The 13,083-nt window shown below is 40.2% G+C and carries 15 protein-coding genes; 14 read left to right on the top strand and 1 reads right to left on the bottom strand.

Annotated features, from left to right (window positions below):
* Positions 1-4 precede the first annotated feature (4 nt).
* The 14 genes from O8C65_02770 (at position 5) to O8C65_02835 (ending at position 11,435) form a co-directional block, all read left to right on the top strand.
* Positions 5-1,312 (top strand): nucleotide sugar dehydrogenase, encoded by a 1,308-nt coding sequence (locus O8C65_02770; protein MCZ7355832.1) that lies wholly within the window; start codon positions 5-7, stop codon positions 1,310-1,312.
* Between the two features lie 2 nt (positions 1,313-1,314).
* Complete coding sequence (locus O8C65_02775; GenBank protein MCZ7355833.1) at positions 1,315-2,184, top strand: SDR family NAD(P)-dependent oxidoreductase; 870 nt, start codon at positions 1,315-1,317, stop codon at positions 2,182-2,184.
* Positions 2,185-2,206: 22 nt separating this feature from the next.
* Complete coding sequence (locus O8C65_02780) at positions 2,207-2,803, top strand: SIS domain-containing protein (protein MCZ7355834.1); 597 nt, start codon at positions 2,207-2,209, stop codon at positions 2,801-2,803.
* Between the two features lie 39 nt (positions 2,804-2,842).
* A complete protein-coding gene (locus O8C65_02785) occupies positions 2,843-3,532 on the top strand; it encodes a hypothetical protein (GenBank protein MCZ7355835.1) in 690 nt (229 codons plus the stop codon).
* Positions 3,533-3,554: 22 nt separating this feature from the next.
* A complete protein-coding gene (locus O8C65_02790) occupies positions 3,555-4,100 on the top strand; it encodes an HAD-IIIA family hydrolase (protein ID MCZ7355836.1) in 546 nt (181 codons plus the stop codon).
* Positions 4,097-5,290 (top strand): glycosyltransferase family 4 protein, encoded by a 1,194-nt coding sequence (locus O8C65_02795; protein MCZ7355837.1) that lies wholly within the window; start codon positions 4,097-4,099, stop codon positions 5,288-5,290. Before O8C65_02790 ends, O8C65_02795 begins: the two co-directional genes overlap by 4 nt.
* The gene (locus O8C65_02800) at positions 5,287-6,006 is read left to right on the top strand and encodes a class I SAM-dependent methyltransferase (protein MCZ7355838.1); all 720 of its coding nucleotides are present in this window, start codon (positions 5,287-5,289) and stop codon (positions 6,004-6,006) included. The genes O8C65_02795 and O8C65_02800 overlap by 4 nt, the downstream gene beginning before the upstream one ends.
* A 34-nt stretch (positions 6,007-6,040) precedes the next feature.
* Positions 6,041-6,769, top strand: a complete 729-nt coding sequence (locus O8C65_02805) for a sugar phosphate nucleotidyltransferase (GenBank protein ID MCZ7355839.1) — start codon at positions 6,041-6,043, stop codon at positions 6,767-6,769.
* 43 nt (positions 6,770-6,812) lie between these two features.
* Positions 6,813-7,760 (top strand): dTDP-glucose 4,6-dehydratase, encoded by a 948-nt coding sequence (gene rfbB / locus O8C65_02810; GenBank protein MCZ7355840.1) that lies wholly within the window; start codon positions 6,813-6,815, stop codon positions 7,758-7,760.
* Positions 7,757-8,692, top strand: a complete 936-nt coding sequence (locus O8C65_02815; protein ID MCZ7355841.1) for an NAD-dependent epimerase/dehydratase family protein — start codon at positions 7,757-7,759, stop codon at positions 8,690-8,692. The genes rfbB and O8C65_02815 overlap by 4 nt, the downstream gene beginning before the upstream one ends.
* Positions 8,689-8,811, top strand: coding sequence for a hypothetical protein (locus O8C65_02820; GenBank protein MCZ7355842.1), 123 nt, complete (start codon positions 8,689-8,691; stop codon positions 8,809-8,811). The genes O8C65_02815 and O8C65_02820 overlap by 4 nt, the downstream gene beginning before the upstream one ends.
* 92 nt (positions 8,812-8,903) lie before the next feature.
* Entirely contained in the window at positions 8,904-9,512 is a 609-nt protein-coding gene (locus tag O8C65_02825; protein MCZ7355843.1) for a class I SAM-dependent methyltransferase, read from the top strand.
* Positions 9,509-10,660: a glycosyltransferase family 4 protein gene (locus O8C65_02830; protein ID MCZ7355844.1), complete on the top strand. Its 1,152-nt coding sequence runs from the start codon at positions 9,509-9,511 to the stop codon at positions 10,658-10,660. The genes O8C65_02825 and O8C65_02830 overlap by 4 nt, the downstream gene beginning before the upstream one ends.
* A 1-nt stretch (position 10,661) precedes the next feature.
* Complete coding sequence (locus O8C65_02835; GenBank protein ID MCZ7355845.1) at positions 10,662-11,435, top strand: class I SAM-dependent methyltransferase; 774 nt, start codon at positions 10,662-10,664, stop codon at positions 11,433-11,435.
* Here the strand turns inward: O8C65_02835 and O8C65_02840 are convergent.
* Positions 11,430-12,956 carry a flippase gene (locus O8C65_02840; protein ID MCZ7355846.1) on the bottom strand — a complete coding sequence of 509 codons (1,527 nt, stop codon included), beginning with the start codon at positions 12,954-12,956 and terminating at the stop codon, positions 11,430-11,432. The two genes, O8C65_02835 and O8C65_02840, sit on opposite strands and share 6 nt — an antisense overlap.
* Between the last annotated feature and the right edge of the window lie 127 nt (positions 12,957-13,083).

Raw genomic sequence — 13,083 nt, forward strand, 5'->3', positions numbered from 1 at the left:
ACAGATGAACCATGAAAACATCACAGGTTTTGTAGGATTGACCCATTTAGGTATAGTCTCAAGCATATGCTGGGCATCCAGATTCCCGGATGCGATAGCTGTAGACCCGGACACGGGAATTATTAACAAACTGGCATCCGGGAAACTACCGATAGAGGAACCGAAACTTGCTGATCTTTTTGCTAAAAGCAGGAAAAGCATCAGGTTTACCACTGATTTTAGCCATCTATCGAGATGCAGCACAGTCTTCATCACACAGGACATAAAGACCGATGAGAATAATAGGAGCGACTATGGTTCATTCTATGAGCTAGTTGAAAAAACAATACCGCATCTTTGCCATGGAACTAAAATAGTTGTAATGAGCCAGGTGTCGGTAGGAACCTGCAATGAATTGAAAAGACATATAAAAGAAAGGAGACCCGATTTAGATTTTGAATTGTTTTACATGGTCGAGACGCTAATAATTGGAAATGCGGTTGATCGTTTTCTTCAGCCTGAGAGGATAATCCTGGGGACTGAAGCCGGGAAAGGCCTGGATGAATATGCTGATCTTAAAAACCGGCTGAATGGGTTTGGTGCACCTTTAGTGGTCATGAGATATGAAAGCGCCGAACTTACAAAACTCGCCATCAATTTTTATCTTTTTAATTCCGTGTCATATGCCAATGCCATTGCCGATCTTTGTGAAGCTTATGGGGCGGACATGAATGAAATAATACCGGCGCTTCGGCTCGATAAAAGGATAGGTCCTTATGCATATATTCGGCCAGGTCTCGGGGTCACGGGTGGGAACCTTGAACGTGATATGATCTCTCTCTCACAGCTTGAGGAAAATAAAAACTTGAATTCGGATCTGATCAGGGTTCTCGTGAACTTGAATCAAACCCGTTACAAATGGGTTGAGAAAAAATTACGGGAATATTTATTCCAGAACGTGAAAAAACCAAGAATATGTATCTGGGGCCTTGCCTACAAAAGGGATGTAACGTCATTAAAGAATTCCATTGCTTTAAAATTAATCGATGAGTTGTCGGATGAAGCCGCCATCAGCGCATTCGACCCGCTCGTAAGATCCACAGGTCATCCTGGAAATGTGGATATTGCTCAGGATAGATATGCCGCGGTGGAAGGAGCCCACTGTTTAATTCTGCTCACTGACCCGGATGAGTTTAAGGCGCTGGATGTCAAAAAGTTAAGAAAACTCATGGAATATCCTTTAATAATTGATTGCGTCAATCTCTATTCCAACCGAATCGAAGAGCTTGAAGATTTTAAATATATCGCAATTGGCATGGCAATAAAGGAGTAAAAATGAAAAACAGGAATCTTAATATATTGATCACAGGCGGCGGCTCCGGCATAGGGGCTGCATTGGCCGGGGATTTAAGTGCATATGGTAATTCGGTCATTATTTGCGGCAGGAAGGAAAAGAATTTAAAAAATGTGGCTGGAAAAGGTAAAAATATATATTACCACACCTGCGATGTATCAGATGAAAAAAGTGTTATCGACCTTTTAAATTTTGTTAAGACTAAATTTAATCACATTGATGTAATAATAAATTCTGCAGGTCTTTTTGGGGCAATAGGACGATTTGATAAGACCGACTCACAAATGTGGAAAAAGACTTTTGAGATAAATATGTTCGGAGCATACCTTGTCACAAAGCATTTTTTAGAACTTCTTATGCACTCCGAAGTTAAGAAAATAATTAATTTTTCAGGGGGTGGTGCATTTGGCGCTTTTCCCAATTACAGCGCCTATGCTGTTTCCAAGGCAGCGGTGGTCCGCTTTTCAGAGAACATTGCAGTAGAGCTAAAAGACCTTGGCGTACAGGTAAATTGTGTAGCTCCAGGATTTGTTGCTACCGAGATACACGATGCTACGCTCCAGGCCGGGGAAGGGACCGCAGGTGAGCATTTCAAAAAAACAAAGATTCAGCTAAAAGAAGGCTCAGTCCCAATGGAGGTTGTGGTTGATTGTGTGAAATTTCTAATTTCATCTGAATCAGATGGATTGACTGGTAAAACCATCAGTGCAAGCTTCGATAAATGGAACACGGAAACTTTTAAAAAATCTGTCAGGCAAATAACTGATTCAGAACTCTATACAATGAGGCGCATAAATCTTGCCAACCTGGATGAAAAAGATGAATTGAGAAAAAAATTAATGAACTTATAGATACCATTAAAGTAGTAATTCTATGTCCTACCTAAATCAATATCTGGATGATGCTAAAAAAATAATCGATCAATTGGATCATGTGGAGATCGAAAAGATAATAAGATTGCTGGTCAATGTCCGTGAAGACGGCGGACGCATTTTTTTCCTGGGCGTCGGTGGCGGGGCCGGGAATGCATCACATGCGGTCAACGATTTTCGAAAGATAGCCGGAATAGAATCCTATGCACCAACGGATAATGTATCCGAACTGACGGCAAGAACAAATGATGAGGGGTGGGATACTGTTTTTGCTAAATGGCTGAAAGTCAGCAAGCTCGATGCAAATGATATGGTGTTCGTATTTTCAGTTGGAGGGGGCAACTTGGAAAAAAACATAAGCGCAAATATCGTGAAGGCGCTGGAATATGCTAAATCGGCAGGGGCGAAGATATGCGGTGTAGTCGGTAGGGACGGCGGGTACACGGCAAAAGTGGCGGATGCCTGCGTGATAGTCCCTATAGTGAATAAGGATACGGTTACTCCTCATACAGAATCATTCCAGGCGCTGGTGTGGCATTTACTTGTATCCCATCCTGACCTGAGTATTCATGAAATGAAATGGGAATCAGTTAAATAATAGTATTGTATATAATAATCTAAAAAAGGAGACTGAAATATGCCGATCTTTCTGGATTCGAGTATAATATCGGAAATTGCAAAATACCATAAAATGGGAATAATCAGAGGAGTAACGACCAATCCGACCATCATGCTGAAGGATGGGGTCGGCGGCGGAATGTCAGGCATCAAGAAACGTTCGATCGAAATTGCAGAATTAATCGCGCCGTATCCTGTATCTGTCGAGGTAATGACCAACGACCGTGATGGGATGATAGAGCAGGCGAAGGAATTTGCCGGATGGGCTGATAACATCAATGTCAAAATAACGATACATGGCCCGAATGGTGAACTTGAGAACCTTGAAGTGGTCCATGAACTCGAAACAGAATATAACGTCAGGGTCAATGTGACCGCAATGATGAGCGCGCAGCAGTGCCTTCTGGCAGCGCTTTCAGGGGCGACATATGTTTCGATATTCGGCGGCAGGGTCAACAATATGGGATATAACTGCTGTGAAGAAATAAGGAAACTGCGAAATCTTATCGATGATTTTGATCTTAAATCAAAAATTATCGTCGGTTCCACACGGGAAGTATTGAATATCGTAGAATGGCTTGAAGCCGGGGCCCACATTGTGACAACAACCCCAAATCTTCTTGAAGGAATGATCGTTCATCCGTACAGTAAGGAAACTGTGCAGATGTTCCTGAAGGATGCTAAAAAAATTGAATCGATGCTGAAATAGTTGTAAGAGAATTAATATCGGTGTGACAAATATCAACAACAGGGCTGTGTTTCTGGACAGGGATGGGGTCATAAATGAGATCGTTTTTCACGATGGCGAGAAACCGTCATCGCCCTGGAGATTTGAAGAATTCAAGTTAGTTGCCGGAATAGAAAAGCCCCTTGGGGAATTATCTTCGATGGGCTATTATCTCTTTATAATTTCAAATCAACCAGACATATCAAGGGGCTATATTGAGGAGGGCACGACAGAGAAAATAAACGAGATGCTGTACGAACTGTTCCCTATCCAGGATATAATGGTCTGCCCACATGACGACCGCGATAAATGCACCTGCCGTAAACCCAAACCTGGAATGCTTATGGACCTTTCAAAAAAATGGAAGGTAGATCTAATAAGGTCTTTCTTAATAGGGGATAACTGGAAAGATATAGATGCCGGAAAAGCCGCCGGGTGTATAACGCTCTTAATAGATAAACCATATAATCAATCTGTTAAGGTTGATTATAGAGTAGAATCCCTTGAAGATGCAGTAGTATTAATAAGGAAGATAGGTGGAGATTTATGAATATCTGCATTTTCGCTAAAGGCTTGCCCGTTCATATTACAGGGGGAATGGAGATCCATGTTCAATCTTTAGTTGATGGACTCATCAAAAGACAGCATAAAGTAACCGTAATAACCACCAGGCACCCGCTGGGAATTAAGAAAGAAGAGAAAGGAAATTTGAAAATCTACTACGTGGGTGATAAATCCCTTAAATGTACGGCGAGATTTTATGAAGAATCTCTGGAATTATTTGAAAAACTGAACTATGAAGAAAGATTTGATATAGTTCACAGTCAAAGCACCTCTGGTTATGGATTTGCGAGATTCTGTCATAATGAAATACCCTTTATCGTAACTTTTCAGGGAACAACGTTAAACGAAATAATCAGCGCGATAAATACAAAATCAATAAAAGGTTTTATCATTGCATTATATATATTTTATAATGATTTTCTAATAAATCATAATAAAGATGATAAAATCACAAGCAAGAGAGCCAGCAAAATAATTGCGGTCAGCAATGAATTAAAAGAGGATCTCAAAAAACAATACAACATCCCTGAAGAAAAATTTATTTTGATCCAGAACGGTATTGATGTAGATACATTCAGACCGGATTTAGAGGTTTCAGGTCTGAAAGAAAAATATCAACTTCAAAACAAGAAAATTATCCTGTCAATTGGCGTGATGACCGGGCAGAAAGGGCATGATCTCCTTATTCGGGTCATGCCTGAACTTTTAAAAGAGGATAGGGAAATAAAGCTGGTTCTGGTGGGATATGGCCCGGCCATGGAGAATTTAAAGAAAATGGCTCAGGAACTTAAGGTTTCCGATCATGTGGTCTTCACAGGAAAAGTATCGCACGAAGAGCTGAAATTTTATTACAATATTGCAGATGTTTTTGCCTTCCCGACGCTGAGAGTGGAAGCCGGGCCTCTGGTGATCCCTGAGGCGATGGCCTGTGAGAGGCCTGTCATTGCATCAAGGATAGGCGGGATTCCTACTGTCATAGAGAATTATATCGATGGGATTTTAATCCAACCCGGCAATCTCAGGGAATTAAAGGAAAAAATACTTGAAGTTTTAAAAAATGAGGAGCTGGGAGCTAAGCTTGGGAAAAATGCACGGAGAAAGATAATGGAACGGTACAGCGTGGATAGAATGGTTGATGACACAATAAAAGTTTATGAGAAGGCTTTAGGAAAATGAACATTCAATCCTCGTGGAAGAAGAGAAATGAAGATTTGCTTTACCGCGGAAAAATATCCTATCTTTCTCCCTATAAAATTGAAAATCAGTCCATCCTGGATGCGTTAATCAAAGCCAAAAAATACGCCTGCGGGAACATATTGGATATGGGCTGCGGAAATAAACCGTATGCTCTTATTTTTCGCGAAGAAAATTATATTGGAATTGATTTACCCCTCTCTGAATCTGCAAATAAGGAAGAGAAAAAAGCAGATGTTCATGGTTCCGTTTTGGAGCTGCCTTTTAAATCAAACAGTTTTGATACTGTTATCTCGCTCCAGGTGCTTGAACATGTTCCTGAACCGAAAGAAATGCTAAAAGAGGCACATAGAGTCCTAAAAAGGGACGGACATCTGATATTGACAGCCCCCATGACATGGGGATTGCATGAGATTCCGCATGATTATTATCGTTACACTAGATACGGATTAAAATATCTTGCAGAGAGTCTCGAATTTGAGATCGTCTATATTGAGGAAAGATGCGGTTTCTGGGGCATGATTGGACAAAGATTAAGTAGCTGGTCATATCATTGGAGAGGGACGCCAGCGTCAATATTTGGAGAAATGATAAAAAGAAGTTCATGTGCGGTTATCCAGGCATTCTTTTTGTCACTGGACAGACTGGACAGACAGGAAGGAGATACTTTAGGCTACATAATGGTAGTGAAAAAGTAATAAAATTATTAAGATATAATCAGAAGATGGTATTATGAAGGGAATAATATTAGCAGGCGGAAAAGGAACTCGCTTATATCCTCTGACGAAGGTCACCAACAAGCACTTATTGCCTGTTGGAAAGGAACCTATGATATTTCATCCCATCAGACAACTGGTAAGTGCCGGGATACTACAAATAATGATAGTGACCAGTACCGACCACATGGGAGACATTGTCAAAGTTTTAGGTAGCGGAAAAGAATTCGGATGTGAATTTACATTCAAAGTGCAGGAGGAAGCCAAGGGGATAGCTGATGCATTATCATTAGCTGAAAACTTCGCGGGCAATGATAAGATCGTGGTTTTCCTGGGGGATAACGTTTTTGAATACAGCATATCTCCTTATGTCAGGAATTTTGAAAAACAGGAGAAAGGTGCAAGGGTACTGTTGAAAAAAGTGAATGACCCGGAGAGGTTCGGAATAGCTGCAATGGATGAAAAACACATACTTGAGATAGAAGAAAAACCGCAATCACCTAAAACAGATTTTGCCGTGGTCGGGGTTTATATGTACAATCCAAAGGTTTTTGATATCCTCAAAAAGATAAAGCCGTCAGATCGAGGTGAATACGAGATAACTTCCGTGAACAATGTATATATCAAAGATCATGAATTAAAATATGACATTGTTAAAGGCCGCTGGGTGGACAGTGGAACTTTCGAATCCTATTTTGAGGCAAATGAACTGTTATACCAATTGAATAATAAAATAAAGATGTGATAATGAATAAGATGCTGGAATCTATGCCTGCCGGAGTGAATGCATGAAGCTCTTAATTACGGGAGGTGCGGGTTTTATTGGAAGTAATTTTGTCCGATACATGCTGGAAAAGCGCCCGGATGATGAGATCGTGGTCATAGATAAGCTCACATATGCCGGGCGGCTTGAAAATCTGGATGATATAAAAAAGAAGATATCGTTCATAAAAGGGGACATCTGCAGCAGAGAAGATGTCGAAAAAGCGATAAAAGATTGTGACATTGTTTTTAATTTCGCGGCCGAGACCCATGTGGATAGATCAATAAAGGAACCCGGCGCTTTTATCAAGACTGATGTTCTTGGAACATATACCTTGCTTGAGGCCGCAAGAAAATATGAGATTAAGAAATATATCCAGATAAGCACAGATGAGGTCTATAGCTCAATAGAAAAGGGCTCTTTCAAGGAAGATGATATATTAAAGCCTGCATCGCCGTATTCCGCAAGCAAAGCCGGCGCAGATCTGCTGGTCGGGGCTTATTATAAAACCTATGGCCTCCCGGTCCTGACTACCCGCAGTTCTAATAACTTCGGTCCCTATCAATATCCGGAAAAACTTATACCACTCTTTATAATAAACGCAATACAAAACAAACCACTGCCGGTGTACGGTGATGGGATGAATGTAAGAGATTGGATATATGTTCTGGATAATTGTTCAGCTATTGACATGGTGTATCAAAAGGGAACCCCGGGAGAGATTTACAATATCGGCGCTGGAAATGAAAAAACGAATTTGGAGATCACTGACCTGATCCTTTCCGAACTTGATAAGCCAAATAGTCTGATAAAATTTGTAGAAGATAGACCGGGGCATGATAGAAGATACTCATTGGATTTTACGAAAATAAAAAGACTCGGATGGGAACCAGAGCATGATTTTGAGACTTCTTTGAAGTCAACGATAAAATGGTATAAAAAGAATGAATGGTGGTGGAAACCACTTTTATGAGTAGCTGTCTCATATTAGGTGGAAACGGATTTATAGGCTCTCAGATAGCTAAGATTTTGGTTGAGAACGGTTACAGTGTCAAAATATTGAGTGATCTTAAATCCGGTACTTCCAATCTCGAACCTATATTGGATAGAATTGAGATAATCAAAGGTAATTTTTTGGACCGAGGAATTCGAAAAAAGGCCATTAAAGACGTTGAGTTCGTTTTCCATAACATTTCTACCACCAATCCCCAGAATTCCATCCTCGATCCTGTATATGATGTGGAATCAAATGTAATTGGGACAATAGGTTTACTGCAGGACCTGATAAATACTAATGTCAGGAAAATCATATTTACATCCTCTGGAGGCACAGTTTATGGGGAACCCCCAAAAGTTCCCGTGGGCGAAGACGAACCAACGAATCCCATATGCCCCTACGGCATATCAAAATTGGCGATTGAAAAGTATATACAATATTTCAATTACGCATACGGGTTGGATTACACAATATTCAGATATTCCAATCCCTACGGAGAAGGTCAATATCCCTCCAAGGGGCAGGGAGTTATTCCCGCATTCTTAAGCAATATCGCAAAAGGAAAGCCGCCTGTGATCTATGGTGACGGCAGCATTATAAGGGATTATGTGTATATAAAGGATGTAGTGGACGTAAATTTGATCGCTATTTCCCGGAAAATCAAATCGGAACACCATATTTTCAATGTGGGAAGCGGTACGGGTACATCTCTGAATGACCTGGTTGATACAATGTCGGAGGTTATTGGGAATCGAATAACACCCGAATATGTAAACGTAAGAAAAGGTGATGTGTCCAGAATAGTACTGGATATAGCACGAATAAAAAAGGAATACGCCTGGAAGCCCAAGACTTCGCTGGCTGAAGGTATAAAGAATACTTGGAACTGGGTAAAGCAGATCACATGACCTTGGAAGAAGAATTGTATGAAAAAATATGGAAGAGGAAAGAGCTTGATGCGGCACCGGAGGTGGAGAGGGGCTCAAGAGTAGGTGTTGCTCTAAAATTGTTGGAGAAATTGGTTTGAAATATTCGATTTCTTGGCTAAACCAGTATAGGATCATAAGGCAATTCATTTTAGATTCGTTAAACGACTCCCGAATTTATGCTAAAGGGCGCATGCTGGATGTGGGATGCGGTACAAAACCGTATAGAAAAGTTTTTGTAGATGTGGTGAAAGAACACATAGGTATCGATTATCCTTCCAGCATTTCAGCGAACAAGGAAAATAAAAATGTAGAAATATATTCGATTCTTCCTCACCTTCCTTTTAAAAATGAAACTTTTGATACAGTGCTAGCCACCGAAGTTCTGGAGCATGTTTCTGAACCTTCTGCCGCTTTTAGTGAAATTAACAGGATTCTCAAAAAAAATGGAGTGCTAATTCTGACGGCTCCACAATGCTGGGGGTTACACGAAACACCCCAAGATTATTATAGATATACCAAATTTGGTTTAAAATACCTTTCTGAAAAAAACAGCTTTGAGGTAATATATATAAAACCACTAGGAGGATTTTTTTCGCTTATAGGACAGAGATTGAGTAGTTTCATTTTTTACTTACTGGCGATTGATGAGAAAGGGAATTTACGTAATATTTTACTCCGTGGATTAGCCCATGTTATATGTATGTTCTTACAATTGATATTCACAATAACCGATAGAATTTTTTATGAAGAAAACGACACTCTTGGCAATATAATGGTAGCCAGGAAGATAATATCATGAGAATTGCATTAACCACGGACGATTATAATAAACGGGGAGGGATTTCAAGATATGTCGCGGAACTGGCGGAAAATTTTGCTGGGCAACATGAAGTCCATGTATATGCCACAGGATGGAGGGACGTCTGCAATAAAGCCATAATTTTTCATAAAATTCCAACAATTTCAGGCCCTCGTGTGATAAGTTCTATCCCGTTTACATTGCAATGCACAGTGAGATTAAAATTATCGAGATCAAAATATGATATGATTCATATCAACGGTTGTGATAGCATATGCCAGGATATTATTACAGCCCATAGTATTCACAGAGCAGGGATGGAATTCAAAAAAAATGAGATCGAAATTCGAGGACATGGCTTCCTTGATATGTTTAATTTGACAATAGAAACATTAAATTATTCGCACAGGAATTACAAAAAGATTATAGCCGACTCCACTTCTTCCAAAGAAGAACTTATGAAATACTATAATGTACCTGATGAAGATATCGCTGTAATTCCGCTTGGTGTGGATCTGGATGAATATAAACCATTGGGAAAAAATAAATTAACTGAACTGAGAAGAAAATATAGGATTGATGAAAATGATACAGTATTATTAATAGTGGCTACGGAATTTTATAGAAAGGGGGTGGTGGAGCTGATTAGAGCCGTTGATATAATAGTTAACAGGCGTGGCCATAAAAATATTAAGCTTATAGTTGTTGGTAAGGCAGCAGTTGAAGGTTCAAGAAAAGGAGATGAATATTACAGAGAACTAGCCAGTAAGTTGGGAGTTGGCAGTAAGGTTTTATTCACAGGACATATAAATGATTTAAATTCGTTTTACAATATGGCAGATATATTTGTTTTCCCTACAAAATATGAAGCATTCGGCATACCTACGCTTGAAGCAATGGCCGCTGGTCTTCCGGTCTTAAATAGCAAAATAGGCGCAGGGGAGCTAATTACGGATGGAATGGATGGAATTCATCTGGATGATCCCAATAATATCGAGGAAATTGCAGACAAACTTGAAACGCTAATAAAAGATGAAAAACTTCGAAGGTATCTGGGAAAAAATGCCAGAAGCACTGCTATGAACTATTCATGGGACGAGACGGCAAGAAAGACTATGGATGTTTATAATATTGTATTAAAAAATTAATATGAACCTAAAAGAAAAAGAAATCTCAGGCTACCACGCTTTTGCAGAAAGGTCAGGCTGGGATAGATCCTTTGCCGGCTTTCTCAGGAAAATGGTAGAAGGCAGGGACTCATTATACTTTCGTTTCCTAATGGAGATCATTAAAGCTAAGGGCGACAAACTTCTCGATTTCGCAGCGGGAACATGCTGGACTTCATATATTTTCGGGGAGAAAGGCTATGATGTGACTGCACTTGAAATGAATTCAAGTGATATCTGCGGCCTCGGATTGTTCAGGAAATACAGAGATAAATTGCCCTTCCAGGCTATCCTGGGGGATTGCGAGAACTCCCCGCTCAAAGAAGGTGTCTTTGATGTGGTTTTCTGCCACCAGGCGCTGCACCATGCATCCGACCTTGACCGGATGGTTTCCGAGATGGCAAGATGCGCGAAAAAGAACGGGCTCGTTATCGCCGGGGGAGAGCATATCCGTCCTTTTTTCACTGGCGATGAGGAATTTAGAAAGAAGCATCCCGCTGTTGCTTTTGGGGCAAATGAACACGCCTACCCTTATTACGAGTACAGGGATGCTTTTAGAAGTGCAGGGATTGTGAAAGTGAAGGTTGTACCCCGTGGATTCGAGTGCGATTTTGAGACAATTTCTCAGAAGCCTATCCGGGCATTGATTAAAGGCATCTCAAAGATCCCAATCCTCGGACATGGAATTGTAAGTTTTGTTCTCCTGAATTTTAGCGGCGCAGGCACTGAGATTACCATATATGGTTTCAAATCATGAAATTCCTTTTCTTAGTTTATTTATAAAGAATTCACTAAACTTTGTTTCACCGAGGACTGTTTTGACCATGACTTCATCTTCTTCCCTGAAAGTTTTTAATAAAAAGAGGACTGTAAAGTAGATTGTTATCAGAACTACAAATGATAGAATAAAAGCCAGAATTAAATTTGTGAAAAGTATTTTTATGCCGTAGATAAAAGGTAAAACCAAAGCCAGGGAGACTATGATCTTCAAGGTCCTGTCCCTGTAGATAATTATTTTTACATTCTGCCTCGCCCATCTGAAAGATATTGATAGAATGATGGCCGCGGAAATGAGAGAAGCAAAGCCTGCCCCGGTTATACCATAATATTTAACAAGGATAATATTGAAGATCACGTTCGAGACAGCACCCACGAACATGATTTTGGAATTCTGCCTTGGATTTCCTGAGTTGATTATAATGTAGACAAAAAAAAGATATATGCCTGTTAAAAATGTGGAGATTGAAAGTATCTGCACAAGCGTAGCACCTGAAGAATAATCTTTCGTAAAAACTATTTTCAGTATCCCTTCGGGAAACAGCATCAAAATAGCAATCAAAGGAAGAGAGAACATCAAGAGCCTTTCTATGATATAGGAAGACAGGTGTTCGATCTTTTTCCTGTCCCCGCATCCAAAAAGCTCGCTCACAACCGGAGAGAATATGGAAATCACAGCTTGTGGAAATATGAGCATAGCACCTGTGATCATGCTCGCAGCCCAGAATATCCCTACGTCCGCGAAATTGTTATAATACTTGATGATATAAATCCCTGAAGAGTACAATAGCCCGTTCGAAACGTCCATGAAAATCAAAGGAATCCCGAACACAACCAGGCTTTTCACCAATTTGGACTGGAATTTACCTCCAAATCCCCAGTTCTTCACCACATATGCAGCGGATAGCACATATTGGATAGCCAGGGAGGCTGCGATGCTTATCAGTATCGGATAGAACCCGTATCCAAGGTAAGAAAGGATTATCAGCGATAAATAGGAAACAATCGGTGTAGTCGCTGCAAATATGGTTGCTACTTCAGGTCTTCTGTAACCGTTTATGACCAGGCTGAAAAAAAAACCTGTGCCATGGATCATGAACATCAAGAGCAGGAACATGACAAGTTCCCTGTTTAAAGAGAATAGATTTGGAAGAAGCCTGTTTATTAAAACCAACCCAAACAGGGAAACAGAAACCAGAATTATTACCAGTATGAACCCGGTTTTCGTGTAGGCTTTGACTTTTTCAAGATCTCCTTTTCCTCGATTGAAAGCTATATAATAAGCTGTCGCAGGTGGGATACCAAGAAGCATTATCCCCACGCCTAATTGGGCAATCGACCATGAAAAAGTGTAAATCCCGTATTCTTCCTGCGTTATAGTCTTGGTGAGAAGGGAATTAAATAGAAATCCGAAAAAGCGAGTAATAATTAATGCAAAGAATACTAATGAGCTTGATTTCAGCATTATTTTCCCAAGCGACTCTTTTTCCAGTTGTGACACCTTCTGATAATGTTTTTAGTTTATTTTGCCTTCCTTCAGATCACATTAAATACAGATTTTGCGGCGAATGCAGGCTCACTGGTTTCGATCATATCCCATGAAATATCCGATGGATAATCATCAAATC

Source organism: Candidatus Methanoperedens sp. (assembly GCA_027460535.1).
GTDB lineage: Archaea > Halobacteriota > Methanosarcinia > Methanosarcinales > Methanoperedenaceae > Methanoperedens.